This is a genomic window from Dehalobacter sp. DCM, from assembly GCF_024972775.1.
Classification (GTDB): Bacteria; Bacillota; Desulfitobacteriia; order Desulfitobacteriales; family Syntrophobotulaceae; genus Dehalobacter.
In genome coordinates this window covers 21145-40000 of the sequence record NZ_CP092282.1, presented here as the reverse complement: position 1 = coordinate 40000, position 18856 = coordinate 21145, and the positions used below count along the sequence as shown (strand labels likewise).

At 38.2% G+C, this 18856-nt stretch carries 10 protein-coding genes; all 10 read right to left on the bottom strand.

Translation table 11 applies throughout. The annotated features are described in order from the left end of the window. Positions 1-164 precede the first annotated feature (164 nt). Complete coding sequence (locus tag LPY66_RS00170; protein ID WP_312654633.1) at positions 165-2009, bottom strand: heavy metal translocating P-type ATPase; 1845 nt, start codon at positions 2007-2009, stop codon at positions 165-167. A gap of 15 nt (positions 2010-2024) precedes the next feature. Beyond that, positions 2025-2246, bottom strand: coding sequence for a cation transporter (locus LPY66_RS00165; RefSeq protein WP_003145146.1), 222 nt, complete (start codon positions 2244-2246; stop codon positions 2025-2027). A 145-nt stretch (positions 2247-2391) separates the two neighbouring features. Then, positions 2392-2760 carry an ArsR/SmtB family transcription factor gene (locus LPY66_RS00160; protein ID WP_104409634.1) on the bottom strand — a complete coding sequence of 123 codons (369 nt, stop codon included), beginning with the start codon at positions 2758-2760 and terminating at the stop codon, positions 2392-2394. Between the two features lie 790 nt (positions 2761-3550). Further along, on the bottom strand, positions 3551-4093 hold the full coding sequence (locus LPY66_RS00155; RefSeq protein WP_337986185.1) for a hypothetical protein: 543 nt from the start codon (positions 4091-4093) through the stop codon (positions 3551-3553). A gap of 396 nt (positions 4094-4489) precedes the next feature. Continuing rightward, positions 4490-4768 carry a DUF1905 domain-containing protein gene (locus LPY66_RS00150; protein ID WP_084234471.1) on the bottom strand — a complete coding sequence of 93 codons (279 nt, stop codon included), beginning with the start codon at positions 4766-4768 and terminating at the stop codon, positions 4490-4492. A 178-nt stretch (positions 4769-4946) separates the two neighbouring features. Further along, positions 4947-6911, bottom strand: a complete 1965-nt coding sequence (locus LPY66_RS00145; RefSeq protein WP_337986184.1) for a hypothetical protein — start codon at positions 6909-6911, stop codon at positions 4947-4949. 141 nt (positions 6912-7052) lie between these two features. Next, positions 7053-9128: a protease Lon-related BREX system protein BrxL gene (gene brxL / locus LPY66_RS00140; protein ID WP_337988159.1), complete on the bottom strand. Its 2076-nt coding sequence runs from the start codon at positions 9126-9128 to the stop codon at positions 7053-7055. Between the two features lie 77 nt (positions 9129-9205). Beyond that, entirely contained in the window at positions 9206-11728 is a 2523-nt protein-coding gene (gene pglZ, locus LPY66_RS00135; protein WP_337986183.1) for a BREX-1 system phosphatase PglZ type A, read from the bottom strand. An 18-nt stretch (positions 11729-11746) separates the two neighbouring features. Further along, positions 11747-15283: a BREX-1 system adenine-specific DNA-methyltransferase PglX gene (pglX, locus tag LPY66_RS00130; protein ID WP_337986182.1), complete on the bottom strand. Its 3537-nt coding sequence runs from the start codon at positions 15281-15283 to the stop codon at positions 11747-11749. An 11-nt stretch (positions 15284-15294) separates the two neighbouring features. Further along, the gene (gene brxC / locus LPY66_RS00125) at positions 15295-18852 is read right to left on the bottom strand and encodes a BREX system P-loop protein BrxC (RefSeq protein WP_337986181.1); all 3558 of its coding nucleotides are present in this window, start codon (positions 18850-18852) and stop codon (positions 15295-15297) included. Positions 18853-18856: the final 4 nt, after the last annotated feature.

The window sequence follows — 18856 nt, the reverse complement described above, 5'->3', positions numbered from 1 at the left end:
CTTAGTCTTCATAACTTTCAATTACATAACCTCCATATCTTTAAAACCATTTAATTCAAGGTAAATCCCAACCAATTTTCATTTATAGTTTTTAAATTAAAAAATACCCCTTGATTGTATCGTCAATTATCGGTATCATTCAAGGGGTGAATAGGAAAAATAGTTTATAGATTCTTTACATTCAAAGCTCTAAAAGCATTTAATACTGCGATGATAGTTACACCTACATCTGCAAATATAGCTGCCCACATAGTAGTTATTCCAAAAGCACTCAAAATAAGAACAATTATTTTTATTCCAATTGCAAATACTATGTTTTGATGTGCAATTTTTAGTGTCTTTTTAGAAATTTTCATTGCAGTAGCAATTTTCGATGGCTCATCAGTCATAATTACAATATCAGCAGCTTCAATGGCCGCATCAGAACCTAAACCACCCATTGCTATTCCAATGTCTGCACGGGCTAATACAGGTGCATCATTGATTCCGTCACCAACAAAAGCAAGTTTACCTTTTGTAGATTTTTGCGAAAATAATTCTTCTAGTTTTTCAACTTTGTCTGCTGGCAACAGTTCTGCATAAACCTTATCAAGACCAAGCTCTTTAGCAACCTTTGAACCAACACTTTTATTATCACCTGTCAACATAACTATTTGTTTAATATTAGCTGCCTTAAGTTCCTTGATTGCTTGTGCTGAATCTTCCTTTACCTCATCGGCAATTACAATGTAACCTATATATTGGTTATTAACTGCAACATGTACAACTGTACCAATCAGCTCTCCCTTGAAATAAGGGATATCCATCATTTTCATAAGTTTGATATTTCCTGCCATAACCTTTTTGCCATCTACTGTTGCAATAACACCATGACCTGATATCTCTTCTACATCTGAAATACGTCCATTGTCTATTTCTTTGCCATATGCACGTTTCAGTGAAAGTGAAATCGGATGATTGGAATAGCTTTCCACATATGCAGTTAATTCTAGTAGCTCTTCTTTGGAAACTCCTTCTGGATGAATTTCCTGTACATTAAATACACCTTTCGTTAGTGTTCCAGTTTTATCAAAAACAACAATTTCAGTTTCTGCTAATGCCTCTAAATAGTTACTACCCTTGACTAAAATACCTTTTTTTGAGGCTCCACCTATTCCACCGAAGAAACTCAAAGGAATTGAAACAACTAAAGCACACGGACAGGATACCACAAGGAATGCTAGTGCTCTATATATCCAAACACTAAAAGTCGCCCCGTCTATAACAAGAGGCGGTATAATAGCTAAAAAAACTGCAATTATAACCACAACCGGTGTATAATATCTCGCAAACTTCGTAATAAATTGTTCTGAATTGGATTTTTTACTACTTGCATTTTCAACTAAATCAAGAATTTTACTTACAGTAGATTCTCCAAATTCCTTGGTAACCTCTGCTGTAATAACTCCATTAATGTTGATGCACCCACTCAGGATATCACTTCCTACTTCTACTTCACGAGGAACAGATTCACCAGTAAGTGCCGATGTGTCGATCATTGAACTTCCCTCTATTACCTTGCCATCAAGAGGAATTCTTTCTCCTGCTTTAATTACAATAATATCTCCAATTTGTACTTCATCCGGGTCAGTCCTAACAAGTTCATCGCCTTTTTTAACATTTGCATAATCTGGTCGAATATCCATAAGGCTTGCAATTGACTTTCTCGACTTGCCAACTGCATAGCTTTGAAACAGTTCTCCAACTTGATAAAACAGCATAACTGCAATACCTTCAGGATACTCACCAATAAAAAATGCACCAATTGTTGCAATACTCATTAAAAAGTTTTCATCGAAAACTTGACCTTTAAAAATATTTTTTACAGCTTTTTTTACAACATCTCCACCTACAATAATGTAACTTATTATAAAGAGAGCAATCTGTAACCATTCATTATTTAAATTAAGCAATACTGCTGTAGCTAACACGGCTGCACCAATAATTATTCGCCATAGTCGTTTTGTCATACTAAATAGCCTCCTTTAAGCCTTTTTCATAGTTGTATCGGGTTCAATTTTTTTAACTATTTTTTCGGCCTCTGCTATTATTGTTGGCATTTTTTCATCCTCACCATCAATAACGAGTTTTGTGGTCATAAAGTTAACAGTAGCTTCTTTCACTCCATCAAGCTCATTAATAGCCTTTTCCATTTTTGCCGCGCAATTTGCACAATCTAAACCTTCAAGTATAAATTTCTTTTTCATTATTAAATCCTCCTAAATATTATTTGTAATTTTATTTTGAATACTACAAGTCTTTTTCAAATTTTATTGAAACATAGCTCATTTGATATGAAGACTTAAATATCTGCCCAAATATCTTCAAAAAATATTCTATTATACCACATTACTACTTCTCGTTGATATGAATTAGACCTTGGTCAAATATTTCTCTTACATGATCATCAACTAATGAATAATATACTACTTTCCCTTCTTTTCTGTTTTTCACTAAATTAGCTTGTTTTAAGACTCTCAGCTGATGGGAAATTGCTGATTGTGTCATGTTAAGTAATACAGCGATATCACAAACACACATTTCAGCTTCATGTAAAGCCCATAATATCCTGATTCGTGTTGAATCTCCAAATACTTTAAATAATTCTGCTAGATCATAAAGGCTTTCTTCTTGAGGCATTTTATCTCTAACTTGATTTACAATATCCTCATGAATTACATTGCAGTCACATCTTTCAATTGAATTAAATTTTTCAGTCATATTATCACCTCTTTTTAAATCATTTCATCTGAATACTTGAGCAAGCATTCATACGTTGTGTATTTATCATATTATTGTTTTTCTCATATGTCAATAGTTATATGAGCATTTATTCAAGTGTTTTTTATATTATTTGAAATATCTCAAAACCATCTATTACGACATTAATACCATAAAAGGGTGATTTCTATACAAACCTATTTTAAAAACACAAATATTGTAGGTTCTATAATAGTTTGAAATAAAATTTCAAACTATTAAAAAACTATAGTGGTAGCTGTTTCAAAACAACTACCACTACATTAGATTATATAAAATTCTTATCATCCCAGAGGATTATTTCTCCCTCTTTCTGAGCCATCAATTTTTCCACCTTTATAATGTCATCACTCTTTTTACCCTATGTCATCTATAAAGCACCCCAAAAATAGGGGTCAAAAAACGGTGTTTTTTCGCTCATTTTTTGCTCCAAAATCACTCTTGAACCACTATATGTTGTGGTCAACTTCTACTTTTCGCCCCCTGAACCACAATACGTCATCAGAATTATACTCTCAACGTGGCTCGATTGCTCCAGATTGATGTCAGATTATTGTGTTCGTTTGGCGGAAATTTATCAAAGCGTGTTTTTCCCTTAAAACACGCCGATTTTTACCCTTGTGCGTTCTCGGAAACAGGTCAAAGACCTTGCTCCTACCTATAATATGCAAACGCACAGATTTGCCGACCGCTTCAAGACTTCGCTCTGAGGGAACCAGTCCGAAATCCCATCGCCTCAACTTTAGAATCCCTATACATCAGGCTTTTCTCCAAATTCAAATCTTGCCTTGCCTGCTGCAACAGCTGCAACCGCAACTTCCTCTTCCGTCTTATCAGGAACAACCCATAAGCCCTTTACAAATCGGGAATAGTACTCGTCATCTATAAGTTCCTTGGGAGCTTGAATGCGATAATTGTCAGGATACTTTTCAGAGGGCCACTCCCAGACGTACTCCAGTATTCCAAAAAAATCTCCGAAGCGTATGGCGCATAAATTCGGCGACCCAATAAGGACTGAGTACTTTATATTCTCATTATCAAGCCTACGGCAGAATTCTTCGCACTTTTTTATTTCGTTCAGACTCAACGGCTTGCCCTTGATTTCGAACCACCTATTCAAGCTGGGAATATAAAAGTCCGGAAGATATCTGGTTCCATCCATTTCAAATCCTTCAATTTCATATTCATAAGTTAGACCGACTGCATTGAAAAAGACTGCCCAACGAGCTTCAAGTCGACTGCGAAATCGATGTCCGTCATATTCTGTTTCAATTGCTTTAATATCATTACTCACGAACGAATAAGCCTCCTTCTTCAAATGCAACATAATTACCATCATTCATTTCCTGTAAGAACTCTCAAAACAGGGTTGCCGCCTATACTGGATTATGGTGTTCCGGGTAAGTAATGATCCAATTGTGGTTCCTCCCGTCATGCACCAGACAAATCAATTTTATCCGTATTAATAACTAATAGCAGCTCAATTGACCCTTCCATGAATAATTATACTGGTTTGTCTTTAATTATCTTCGTTAGGCTTTTTCAAAAATCCAATTCAACCTTTGCTCGACTTACTGATGAAAATTGGTTTGTTGAGCAAGCCCTAAATACTGTGTTATCTGACAAAGTGCCAGCGTTGCCACCAAGTATTTCCCTTTTAAAATCATTTGTGTCAGATGTTTCAAGTATTTTAATCGTGCAAAAACAAAGTCACATTAACTGTATCTCCGCCGCTTTTACCGATTGCCTCTCTAATCTTTCTATTGATCGAGATTATCTTGTCTTCGTTTTTCCTTGGAGCCAAATTAATGCTTTTTACTTCATAACCGTCAATTGTCCCGGATACCTTTAGAAAACCCCAATTCCCCTCAATATCTGCAGTCCCTGGAATTCTAAGGTGGTATGTCCACGCTCCAAATCCTCTCTTATATTCCAATTTGAGTTCTTGATTATCAACAATCTTTATCATTATGAGTTCAGCTCCTTTCTTTAAAATTTTTCAAATAGATATATAATTTTACTAAAAGCCACGAAATTGTTACTTGATGAATGATTCATTCAACTTGTAGTAATGGGTCTGGGATTCTCCCAGGATAAAAAATCAAATGTGATTTTGGCAAGTGTATAAACACTTGCATTGCTTGCCATTAATCTTGTTCGATTGTTGCCTCACTGCTGGACTTCCTTTGCTGTCTTAATAATTGCTTTTCCACGAGATTAAAACAGAATTTTTTCCCTCTTTCAAACAAGACCAACAGCAAGATTGATATAAACACAAGTCCTGAAATTCGAATGATATTATAAAAACTGAACTCAGTATACTTACTCTTCAATGCCTCTATAGTCCCAATCAAAAGAATATAAGGCGCCCCAAATAAGATTGCAGAGAATATCCATCCCCTTCGCTTTAACTTCTTGCTAAAATCCTTTTTTTCTCGCTCGTCGTTAATTTGCTTTAAGTTTTGAATGTCTTCTGACAATTTTAGAATTGTTGAATCCTTTTCCTGCTTTACGTTGATAATTTCTTCCAACTTCAGTTTTGTTTCTTTATGTGATTCCGCTTCTTCTTTATATTTCTTTTCAGCAATATCTTGAATTTCATCATATACTTCAATGTAAGTTCTCTCATTAAATCGGGCATAATCTCCTTTTGTTACATTCATTAGTGCATCATTTACTACAGAATGTGAGCGCATAAAAAGAAACTGCTTATCATCTATCTCTCCAGAAGCACGTGCAAGTTCTAATGACTCTATATACTTAATGAGTAATTTTTTAGAAGGACGTAGAGCTAAATAGCAATCAGCAAGTAATTGTTTTCTTTGATATTCTATTAAGCTTGCTGGTGAAAACAACCATAAAACAGTACCGAATAAATCAGCTGAAACACATGCAGGAATATGACCTGAATTAATACTTCTGTTGCTTTCATAATCTTTACTCACATTAGCGATGGTACCATTTAAGGTTAGTAGTATGTCACGAGACGATTGTATTCTTGTAGCAGTTTGTCCTTTCCTTTCCCTGTAAATCATTATTATAGAACGTACATCGACTAGAATACTTTGTCTCCGTTCTTCGCTGATAGCTTGTAGTTGATGCTTATACTTTGACTCTATCATTGAGTAAATTTGAGCTTCATCTTCTTGAAATACATCGCTGTAAACGTCGAAATTAGTCGTTTTAATAGAAATATTTAGTTGCGATAATTTATCCTCCAAAGTTGCACAGTATTCCGCAATTTCATTGTCGTTCATTTCATTATCATGAAAATACCGTACGGCATTATTTGCTTTTCTTATGTCATATTGAGAACTCACAGCCCAGCCTGCTGCTCTAGAAAGTATGCCCTCAACTTCCTGGAAGGAATGATCAAATAGTTGGACTTTGCAACCGGATGATATCATTTTTTCAAGCAGAAACTTACAAGAACTCATTCTTGCTGGAGAATCCATCCCGAGTAATGCGAAAATCATAGGAGAATCAAAATATACATTAAGTCCAGAAAAACTTTTTCGTCCATCACCACTATAGAAAACAGCTTCTTTAAAAATATTGCTAAAGCTTAGAGAGGCAAAAAAATCAAATTCAGGTCTTTTAGTGTTTTCAATCACCGATAAGTATTTGCTCCAAGCATAATCGAATAGATCATTGTTATCAGGAGGTCCAAATGATTCATTCGAGACCAAACTTAAATCGTATTTTTCAATAAATTTAATCATCCGACCATCTATGTCAACATCTCGGATATCTAGATCATTTGACTTGCAGTATTCAATAAAACCGACTTTAATTGATTCCCATTTTTTATCAAAATCATTGCTATCGAATTTATATTGCCCGATTAGACTTTTATTTGCTACATATTTACCTCTATCATAATTAATTGAATTATTCTCTATTCCTACTGCTAAAACCTGACGAACGAATGTTAAAGGTACTGGAATTTCATATTTTTTATTAAATCGATCTCCAATATAGTGTTCATCAATAATTTCCAAAGCATCTTCACATATAATATTTGCAAAGAATGGAAAATAAGCTTCTAAAATATTGTTGCCTAAACATCCTGATCGAAATGCAGCATATACTTTTGCCAGGCTATCCTTCATGATTTCTCCCCTCAACTTAATTCTCATGTACTATAATTTTCAATAAATAACAACCCACCTATTTTGCTTCGACAATTTGAGGAAGCAATTGTTATTACCCTTTATTTAATATCTTGATATTCTTCACAATTATCGATTCCATTACTCAACCCCCAAAGCCTTAAACACTGCGTCCTCTGGTGACTGGTAGAAAATCAAATTAAATTTACCCATCAGTTCCGGTGGTACAGATGCCATATCCACAGCTGATGTAATTGGTAGAAGAACTTTTTTAGCACCGCTATCCAGGCAAACTTGAAGTACGTTAGCGAGTTCTTCAACTTTTATAATAGTTCCACTAATGCTCAGATTTCCCAGGACCGCAAGGCTGCCGATCACTGGCTTATGAAGAGCCGCAGAACACAATCCAATGAAGGCCGTTAAGGATAATTGATTGGTTATCCCAATGCCATTAAGGTCCTGAAGGTGCATCAGATAATCTTTGTTAGAGATGCTGATGGTACCGCTGACGTTTTTGCTATTGGCTTTCAGATAACGATAAGCAGTCTCGATCGACTCCTTGGCTTCTCGATCCGATCCAATACCGGTTCTTTCAAACTTTCCGGAACCGGTGACCATTTCGGTTTCAAGCTTAAATACACCAAGCATACCAGATTTGCCTCGAGCCACAGTGTAGACTTGTCCAGGTTTGTGCAGACCTTCAGGGATAAGTTTTCCGCCACCTTGCTCTGGCACCGGAACAAATTCTTCTGTGAAATCTTCATTGTCTATATAGGAGAAATTCACATCATAGAATTCCATGCCGCCAATTTTCTTCAGTTGTTCTTTGACGCGACGGCGGCTCTCCAGTGAAAATCGGAGGATCTCTTCAACGTCTTCCTTTTTGAACTTACCGTTTGGATAGATCAACTTAATCAGACCGGATACCATTTTTCGGACGGCAATCACATCACGCTGATTTAAGTTATTACCTAACTTGAAATAATGATCTATTGCATCCGAATAGGATGTCTTTCTCAGCTCTCTTAAAAACTCAGACAGATAGTCTGTAATAAATCCATACTCATTCGTGAAGAAGTCCGGTCGGTATTTCGGGATCTCCCAGCCTGGCAGATAGCAATGCATGCGGTCAAAGAACGCACTGTCATACGCCATGGCTTCCGGGAATGGATCAAACAAATGTGATGTCTTAAGTAACACGTCCACACTTTGATTGATGTTCCCTACAAAGACCATGGAGGCAGAAGCATTCTTTTCTTCTTTCCCGCGGGAAAAAGATCCGGATGCCATATAGTCCTTCATGATCTGAATGCCGTCTTTGTCTTTAAACGTAATGCCTGCCACTTCATCAAACGCGACACAATCCCACATTCCAACCAAACCTACAGTCTTGTTGGCCATGTTATAGAAAAGATTTGCTACTGTGGTTTGTCCACCGGAAACCAAAATACTATTGGGTGAGATCTCTTTATAAACATGAGATTTTCCCGTGCCGCGTGGTCCAAGCTCACAAAAATTAAAGTTGTTTTCCACTAGAGGAATCATCCGGGCCAGCAGCAGCATTTTCACTCTGGGTGTGAACCTTGTTGGTTCCATCCCGATAGATCGAAGAATAACATCGATCCATTCCTCTTTGGTGAACTGATCACGGCCACCTATAACTTCAGCCATATCCAAATTAGGCATCTGAATTGGGGTCAACTTCGAAATAATGAAGGGGATTCTGCTCTTGTCAGCTTCATCATAGAAGTATTCCAACTGGACAATGCACCAGATGCCGCCGCTGAGCAGTCGTTCATAATCAGAAGGGTACTTTTCTGAAATAGGTACATTCTTGAGCCCAAGATTGGAAAATTCAGCCTCATAGATATCCAATCGATAATTGAGCTTAACCGCTACTTTATCGATAACGGTGTAGGTGCCACGCTCTCTTAGTTTGGAAATAATCTTCTGAGCTTCATCTGGCCGCACAAAATTTTCAGCCAGGATGCTTTTTACATTGCGGACTCCGTCCGCGATGGCTTCTTCCTCAGTTGTTGCACAGTACATTCCAAGCAGATATTCCAGAACATATATGGGTACATTTGCGCCTTCTTTGATCTTTTTTGTCAGATCTTTCCGGACGATCTTTCCCGCGAAAACCTCGTTCAGCTTGTCATTGAGATGGTTGCCTGAACTGACTAATACTTCAGCAACATCGTCTTTGGTCTCTTGAATATCGAAGTCGTCCTGAAATTGTTCTATTTCGATTGCATCATGGTCTCTTTCTCTTTCATCCACCGATTCATCCCTCCCTACACGCCGAAGCCAAAGTCATCCGCGAAGGCTATGTCCATCACGACGCCATGACGCAGAACTTCAACATCATTTTTCTCATCGTATGCTACCAAGTAGTAACGCTTGGATTTGTCATACTGCTTATTCTTAAAGTTGAATTTCAATCTGAAAATACGCTTACTGGGATCATTATCCTTTTTATCTGCAATATAAATGCACTCATTGGAAATTTTCTCATTATCTTCGGAAATGAAGAACACTTTATAGCTGGTCTCTTTGATCACATCACTGACAGGCTCAGACTGAATGAAGTCCAGAGAAGATATCAGGTTTGTGATCTTTTGAACCATGCTGACAAGCACTATCTGTGCAGGTCTTGTATCTGCATGACCTTTTTCAACCTTTACATCAATAACAGGGATGATCATTTCCTGTGGTGATGAACCTCCGTGAACAAAGTTTTGCCCACCGCCAGGCACTTTAAAGACATTGGAGCTTACCGGCACAGACACCATTTTCGAATCGCTGTTCCCCAGGATTTCCCCCATTGACAGGGATATAATTCCATCATCAAAAAGGGCATCTTTAGAAACAACAAACCGACGATTTACAAATGCGTCCTTATCAGCCAGGTGAATTATCTTGTCTGTTTCCTGGAGTTTATCTCGTTTATATATGAATCCATGATCCGCTGTCACGATAAAGTGAAGCGTGTTCGCATTCGTTGATATCCGTTTGATCAAGGCAAATAGCTCTTCTACGGCTTCATTGCAAGCAGTGAACACCTCGTTCTCCGTATTCAGTTTATCCCCTCTGGCATCAATCTGATTGTGGTATACATAAACAACATCCATCCCGGTGAAGACTTCCCGAAGCTCCGTTTTCTTTAAGAGTTTCAGATCATCAAACTGGATGCATCGGCTGTTTGGGCTGTAGAGATTAATTACAGATTCCCGTTGCTTTAGAGAGTCACAAGGCATGCCATCCACCAAGACCCTGCTGTCATCTGTCAGTTCAAGAGTTTTATGAGGCAGTAATGCCGCCATTCCGAGTCTTGTATAGGAAGGAAGGACACTTAACACTGCTTCCAGTTTTGGTGTACACTTCTCATCGTTCTCCAGCTTAGCGAATAGAGTCTGACCTACTTCATAGCGCATGGCATCAGAAATAATCACCACAACACGGTCTTTGCTGGGCTGGATATATTTGCTGTAAAAGTTTCTTTGAAGAGGTAGAGCGGATGCAAAATCTTCTTTACTCAGTGCTTGATTCCAGCTATAAACACCCTTTGATAGATACTCATTTGTATAGATATTTTCCACCAGGTCTCTTATTTTTTCGAAATGAGCATTCTCACTCAACTGGTCATAGTTGAAGTAGAATTTACGATACTGCTGATCGATCTTATAGTCCGCTGTAATGTATTGTTTGCTGATATCTTTAAAGTTTTCTTTACCTTGATACTTGGCAGCTGATATGACATGGAAGGCACTTTCAAGCATATGATATTCTGAGCGATACTGTTCACCAAAATGGCGCTTGCGACGGTCCTTACAGATTTCTGGTATGGAGAGGTTGTTAAGCTTTGCCCCAATATCTTCATTGAGGAGACGGTCATTCACCCAGGCAATCAGGATTTCATCGATTACCTCGAAGGTATAACAATTTACCAAAACTTCCGGATTGTAGGATTCAAGAATTGTCTTCGCCTGAAGATTTCTGGCCACATATGATGACAACTCATTATACTGTTCTCGATATAAGACATTGTTCATCAGGCTATCGAGAAATGCGATGATATTCCCTGATTTATATGATGCAAAACTCTTCCATGCCTGAGGCAGCTCGCCCTGAAGATATCTCTGCGTGTAGGTCACAAACATGGTAATAACTAATTTCTCCAGCGTAGGTTTCACGTCGGTGTAGCCAAATTGTTCTTCACACAAACGCCAGAAAGGTTCCAGAAGATCATACTTTTCGAATTCACCCAAAAATTTGTTGTCATCGAGTTCGCCTTCTGTGAGGATGACTCGCACAACTTCGTCAAAGAAAGCAATTTTTGTTTTACACAGAACGCTCATGAGAGCCACTTCAATGCTTTCTTTGGTAAAATTCTCTAGTTCCAGATCATAGAATTTCTGTGTGCGATCTTTCGCCCCAAAGAACTTGATGTATTTTTGGATGACCGGTTTATATTTTTGGTCAATTCCCAAATCCACCGTCAAGAGTGATGCGCGATCCGCAAAAAACTGCTTGGAATATAGCAGCACGTCTTCCAAATGGTTGTCCCTTACCTGGGGGCGTGGGAATGGGGCATAGATGAGGTAGTTGGTTGCCGTATCCTGCCGTTCTAAAAAATATTTGGTGTAAAACTGATTATCCTTTTCCAGATGATAGATCTTGGCATTGGAAATATCCAATGTATCAATATCATCCTCAAATTCAGCTTTTTCATCGTACCAAAAGACCAGTTTACGGGTATCACCAGTGAACTCATTATTGAGCTTGTCGGTTATTTGCTTTAAATTCAGTTCAGCCATCACACACCCTCCTTTCTTCTAAATTTTAGCCAGAACATCAAGCATCTTGCCATCTGTATCCATCTGTACTTTTTCGTAATTCACTTTGACGCCGTCATCCAAGTCAATGGAAGTACGCGCCAAAGCAAGATGAGCAATTTTTTCATCATATTCTTTCGTTTCTTGTAGTTGTTTAATTAGTTTCTCTTTACGTTTCGTCGCAGCCGTCACTTCACGGGCATCTCTGCTGTTTTCTATGGTATCCTGCATTCTGGCTATTTCATTTTCGTAAATGCGCTGCATTCTATGCAGGTAATCGATACGTAGATTTCCAATGGTATTTTCATCATAGCGATGCATGTATACTAATGCTTTAAAACCATTATGTTTTCCACTATCGAAGAGCCAATATATGGGTCTTTTTTGATAGACCTTGCAATGATCTTTGAAGAAGTCTTTTACGAAGTAATTCCTTATGACTTCACGAGAACTGTTCCCGCTGTTACCTAAGGCATTCGCAATGAAGTCAAGATTTTCTTCGATGGTTTTAGCACCATAAATAATCTTAATAAAATTCGTAAACAATCCTAAAATATCATCTTGAAAATATTCTTCGTCTGTAATTGGCAAAATATTGTCAGTATCAGGAATAAATTTACTGTAATAACCATTTTCCCATTCACTTCCTGCATAAGCTAACCCATCTATATCTAGACTGTATCGACCAAATATGCATCCGACTGAATATGAAATAAACGATCGAATATCTCGTTTCAAATCAGGTTGGCTGACAGTAACATCCTTATCTTCGACTTCTGGCATCAATTCATTCTGTAATCCATAAATTTCAATAAAAATTTGGTTCAGTTCCACTTCATTTGATTTTAATTGAGCGAACTGATTTTCCATGAACTGTTTCCATTTATCAAAAGCGCTTGAAATAAATTTTGTATCAGAATGTCTCAATAATGGATGCTTTTGAAAATCCCATGATGTTTCATAGGAATCCCAATCCATCTTACAAATATTAATATTTTGTTGAACCAACTCTTCAATTCTTGTTTTCCATGTATCAGAAACAATGATTGGAATTCTCCCTATGTCCCCTGGTTGACAATTAATTGTTGGTGAAATTGACATTAATTCTTTTGTGACTTTCGAATTCAATAAACCTTGAATATACAACAAATTGGCATCTGTAAATAAACAACAACCCCCATTGTCAAATAAAAATCCATAATCAAAATACCTTAAACTTAGACTTCCAGAAGTAACTGTAGACCATGTAATGCCTTTTTTAAAGTAATAATCTTTGTTTCTTAAATTCGAACCAGAAAAGGCTCTTAATGTATTTCCATTATTACTCCAATCAAGTAAATATTCATTATTTCCGTACCACTTTCTGAATGAGCCACCTTTGTTATATGGAAACCATTTTTTCCTCTCCAGATCACTCGAAGTAACAACCTTCCCATTTGGAATATATTGTTTCAACAATGAGACCTCGAACCAAAATCTTAAAAACCTGTTGTTATCTCCAGTGTCAATACCCTTACAAGGTTTTGATACGTCTAGTAAATTTTGGTTATTAAATGAATTTAAAATAGTATTACTGATCCAATATGCTATCGGCGACCCTGATATTTTTGAAAAATTATCTTCGTTTGTCTCAAATAAATAATTGCAGTCCTCATCACTAAGTGCTTCTAAAACCTTCTGTTTCTGAACTTCCATGCCACCCTTAAAATCAGAAAGTTTAATGTATATACCTTTTTCTTGTTTCTTTCCATTCTTTAAAACAAAAGTACAAATTGGTACAGTAGCTTCTTCAAAAGCAGAATATTCCATTTGAATTAAGGTAGTGATTGATGTTTGATTTATAATAAATACTCTTAGATTTTCATATGTTTTTATAAACATCCATACGAATGGAGTCATAAAAGCAGAATAGCCGTTAGTTATGCAATAGTCAAAATTTCTGTACATAAATACTGAAAATAGATCCCCACTGTATGGCTTATATTCTTCCACCACAAATTTTTTCAACTGACCTTCTAATTTGTTCATATATGGTGGATTAGTACATACAGCTGAAAACTCCCTAGACATTATTGATGCCTGAATGGCTATTTTTTTCATCAATGGTTTTATTTCTCTAAACCAGTAATCACTCTCGATAGACAGCTGACCTGCCACATTGCAATTATTCAGATACTCTATAAATGCCGTGTAATCATTCTTTTTAACCGAAATCAAGCTTCCAATTTCTTTAGCATCCTTGTATATTTTGATGAGGTACTCGCCAACCTTATTTTGAGGCTTGTCATTCGTTATTCCATCGTAAGTAAACTTAGATAACTCGTTTGTTTCCATTATTGCAGATACATTCGGCTCAATATCTCTGGTCAAGAATCTTCTGTCATAGCTTCGGGCTTTCATCATCACAGCAAAATAAGCAAGCTGATATGCTCGATTATCAATATCCAGACCAAATATATTATTCTTAATAATTAATTGCGCAGCATCTCTTTCTGTATAACCGCATTCCTTGTATATTTCCATAAGAACATCAAAAGCATAGACCAAGATATGACCGCTCCCCATGCAAGGATCAAAAATAGTCAAATCTTCTGGAAATATTTTCTCATCTACATATTGAATCTCATTGCTTTTGGACTTAACAAAATACTTTAATTTGTTGGACAGTTTACTATGCGGGTTTCTTTCAATCCAATATCTGCCAAGTGAATTATCCACCATATAGCGAACTACCCAGTCTGTTGTAAAAAGCTGGGTTGCAGCCGGTATATCATCTTTTTTGATTGTTCCTTTGTAAATATTAATTACTTCATTCTTTCTTTCCTCGTTGTAGTATTGATAGAGCCAGCCAATAATTTCAACCTGACCTTCTTTGGATACATTGAAATCATCTTCGGTAATGTCATTTACCAAATGATAGACCACACCATCTTTGTCCGTAAAAGAAACATTTAGTAGGAGTTCGGTATAGTCGCTCATTTTCTCAAAGAGCTCAGGCAGATTGGTGTTTAGGGAATTACACTGCTTGATAAAAAGCATTCTGAAAAGTTCATCCAGCTTATTCTCATGTTTGAGCTGCATGATTCTATCTTTTTCGTATGCAGAATAATCGAGGCTCGCCTCCATGGCATGAGTCACTAAATCTGGTTCCGCTTTACTATTGCCCTCGGAAGAGAGGACTCGAATTCGTGTTGGAAGATAATCATTCACTTCCATGAAACGGATTGCAATTAGTCGGTTAAACCAAGTATAGGCAACCTCCTCGATAACATTCTTGTATGCCGTAGAGTAATCGCTTTGGTTGGCTTTCCTTTGAATTTCCTCAACCAACTTCTTGCGCTGTTCAATTTCTTTTCCAGTGATGGAACTTGGCTCCTTGGTTCCAATATCAAAGAACTGGACTGTCTGTGTAGATTGTGGTAGGGGACTCTTGATGTCTTTTGCAGTGATGCCCAGAAGGCCTGCCTTATAGGTGATATCTGCTATGAGCTTATTTCTCGCCCAAATAGCAAAATTTTTAATTGCGGTTTTATTCATAGTGATCCCCCTTAAAACTCAATGTTTATGATGGTGTCCTGATCAAGTTCTTTCATGATCTGTGCCCGTAAATCACTCATGTACTTATCCAAATCCTGTGCAGACTCGATCTGCCAGGACGAAGTCCGGCTGACATTCTTGATGCTGATACTCTTGCTTTTTTTAGGTGGAGGTGTTGGGTCTGGACCAGGAGGTATAATCTGATCTTTCTTGGCCATCTCATTGAGCAGCCTAACCTTCAGTGCATCCGCTTCAACTTTTATATTCTGAAGCGTTGCTACGTTGTTGCAGGTGGTTGCCTTATCTTTAATCTCCGTAAATAGTCTGAGGTATCGGTCTTTCAGCTCATCCTTATAGGACTTCGTATCGAGAACCTCAAACACTCTCGTTTTCGCATCTGCTATGGCTTCCAGTATCGGTCCTTCCATTTGAGTCAAAACACCCATGTAGGCTTCCTTGAAACGATCCAGAAGATCAGGAAGTTTAGGGATATCGCTATAAGGTACATCTTTCCTCAGAATGGTATTAACATCCGCGACGTATTCTTCAACCTTTTCGCTGACAATAAATGTCTTACTCTCATCATAGATTTTCATGAGTTTTAAGGAGTTCTCAAAAATATTTTTTTGCTCTCCGGAGAAGAATGCTTTTATCGGCTCGAAATCTTCTGCAAAATCAAGCAATGCATCCCGTTCAGAATGGACCTTCTTGAAAAATTCCGACGGGGATTGAATCTGGACAACCGCCCGTAGCAGTCCTTTACCAGTCGTAACGGTTTTCTTTCCCGGAAAATAATGATTGTTATACATGATTTCATACTTATCCAGCTCATTGATGAGGCTGCTGCTGTAGCTTTGGAAAGACTGCATGATGGAATCGTCATCATCATTGATACTGGACACGCCGAATAATTCCTTCATGACCTCCCGAACAGCTTTTTTCTCCTCAATACCTGCCTGCTGGCGACGTTCTGTAAGAAGCTTCTCCAAGTATTCTTTTTTTGTTAGGTAACGGACGATTTCATCATCTGATTTGTTCAACAGTGTGATGGAGGCACCATTCAATGTCAAAGAAATGTCTCCGTTTTTAAACAGCTTTGCCACCAGCCATTCCACATCGTCTTCCACAAAGCCATAGGGTGCTTTCATAAAACGATCCATGATGCTTTTCATGGAGGTCTTGGTATGCATGGATGAATTGCTGGCAATAAAACTGAGCACATCATGAATGGCATGTGCGTTAGCTTCCTGTCCGCCTTCAAGGGTAAATGACTGCTGGTTCGTTGATTTGAACAATGATCTAATATTCGCCTCATTCATGACCACATCGATATAGGACAGCTTGTGGTAAACGGTGGAGACTAATCGTCCCAAAGCTTCATTGATGCGGGAAGAAACCTCTTTCGCTCCAATCTGCGCACGATCTCCATTGACATAGATGGCAGCATTTTTCATGGACTCCTGAAGGAACAGCTTCGCATTGCCGTTTCTTTCGCGCATCTCAATTCGCTTTGCTTCTTTGATCTGCTCGAATTTGGCAAGCTTATTGGAAGTCGTCAGTCTTAAGTATTTTTCTATTTTTAGTGCGCTTCTCAACTCATTTAAGAATGCAGAGTCATTCGGCAGCACCACTAGAACTTCTTTGCCCTGACCTGACATCATCCGAAGGGTCGTTTCATCTTCACTGTAGTCAGAACCAGGGGTCAGGATGCGAACGCCAATATCATGATTCTGGTTCGACTTGTAAGGTCGGTCATCCACGATCTGGTTATACGCGAAATTATACCGTCCATTGTGTTCCGGGTATCGGTATTTTTTATCGCTGAAAACATCTTCGAAAATTATCTCCGAGGCTTTGCTGATGACCTCAGCCATCTCAACATTCTGGTTTTCGATTTCCCTGTTTATTTCTTGCTCTTCATCGGTCAGGAAGACATAGTTGTCGCCATTTTTCTGGACCAGCATTTGTCGAACCAAGATTTTTAGGGCTTCTTCGACGCGTTTCTTTAATGCGATCCGATCGGTATCAATGTCAGAAATCATCAGACTGGTGATATTCTCCGTGTTTGCTGTAATCTCTTTGACGTACTTAATCATGAACAGGGTTTTTAGAACATTGACATTAAAGCATTCTACTTCATTATCAGGATTTATATAACTGTTGTCAGCTGCACGAGAGATTACTCCTTTGTGGCTGTGATCCAGGAATTGATGCAGGGCATCATAGAACACATTGAAGGGGATTAGGGCGCCATGTTCCCGACCCATCAGCTTCATAGCCGATTCCTTGAATAGGGCGATCATGGAACGCTCACCTTCAGACAGGTGTTTTCCTGATGCACCATGAGTCCGGATGGAGGTCAGGACACTGGCTAGCAAATTGAACTGGTAAGGCACGAAGGGATATACCAAGGCAAAGTCATTCTCATTAGCATAAAGTTTTTTCTCCACGCCATCGTTGAAGACAATGAGATTTTTGATGATGGTGGATTTTTGCTCATATAGGATTCTAAGGGTTTGTTCTGCAGTAGTTGTTTTATCCAGAATTCTTTTTTTGATAACTTCATCCACGTTGGCAGACGACAAGGAGAGACGCGTGTCAAAACGTCCCTGAATCTTAGAAAAATCATTGCCTTTTGTTTTGGTAACTGAATCAATATCCTGCTGGCTTGTCACGATGATCCAGACCTTACCACGGCAAGCTGTTCCCAGGTCTTCTGTAACGGTCTGAAGATTCAGCATCAGCTTGGAGTCATCACCTATGTACTGACCAATCTCATCCACCAAGAAAACAAGGTGATGATTGCGGCCTTTGTGTTCCAGATATTCTTTCACCATTTTGGCGAAGTTCTCAATACTGATCTGGTAAGGTTCTATGGCCTTTTCGCACCAGTTGCGGGCAGCGGATTCGCTCATAAAGTCCATCTCTGAGAGGACATCCACAACGGTGTCCTGGATGAAATCAAACTTGTTTCTGGAATCTATCCATGTCTTTCCAAACTCTTCTTCGAATTTGGTTTTAAACTCGTCGTATTTTCCTCGCTCTGTGAGCTGCCGTTCCAGATCAGCAAGTGCAGGGATGGAACCACAAAAGCCCTGCATTTCATTGAAGACTTTGAGAAATACAGAAACAATGGCATCTTTTGTCTGTTTTCCCGCCATTTCGCTTTTAGAGTCGATATTAAACAGGACGACATCCGTTGGCACAGTTGCTGCCAGCTTCATGTCCGCTAGAACCATCGGATCGATGATCTTCTTGTCATCTATGAAATAGTCAAGGGCTCTCTTGCCGTTGACTTCCTTGTTTTCGATTAAATAAGACAGGATCTTTAAGAAGTGAGATTTACCGCTTCCAAAGAAACCGGAAATCCAGACACCCATTTTGTCGGTAGACCCATTGATTCCCTTTTTATAGCTGCTAAAAAAATCAGTAAAGTGCTTTTGCAGCTCTCTGGTCACCACATATTCTTCCAACTCTTGCTTGATGTTTTCATCATCGGCCTGGCCAACTTTGATGACCCCTTTAATGTCTCGGTCGATGGGCTTAACAAACATATCTTTAATAAACATCTTC

Bases quoted from the DNA above. Each gene is read 5' to 3' on its own strand.
- LPY66_RS00165 (WP_003145146.1), bottom strand. From the start codon at position 2,246: ATGAAAAAGAAATTTATACTTGAAGGTTTAGATTGTGCAAATTGCGCG.
- pglZ (WP_337986183.1), bottom strand. From the start codon at position 11,728: ATGGCTGAACTGAATTTAAAGCAAATAACCGACAAGCTCAATAATGAG.
- LPY66_RS00150 (WP_084234471.1), bottom strand. From the start codon at position 4,768: ATGATAAAGATTGTTGATAATCAAGAACTCAAATTGGAATATAAGAGA.
- LPY66_RS00160 (WP_104409634.1), bottom strand. From the start codon at position 2,760: ATGACTGAAAAATTTAATTCAATTGAAAGATGTGACTGCAATGTAATT.
- brxC (WP_337986181.1), bottom strand. From the start codon at position 18,852: ATGTTTATTAAAGATATGTTTGTTAAGCCCATCGACCGAGACATTAAA.
- pglX (WP_337986182.1), bottom strand. From the start codon at position 15,283: ATGAATAAAACCGCAATTAAAAATTTTGCTATTTGGGCGAGAAATAAG.
- LPY66_RS00170 (WP_312654633.1), bottom strand. From the start codon at position 2,009: ATGACAAAACGACTATGGCGAATAATTATTGGTGCAGCCGTGTTAGCT.
- LPY66_RS00145 (WP_337986184.1), bottom strand. From the start codon at position 6,911: ATGAAGGATAGCCTGGCAAAAGTATATGCTGCATTTCGATCAGGATGT.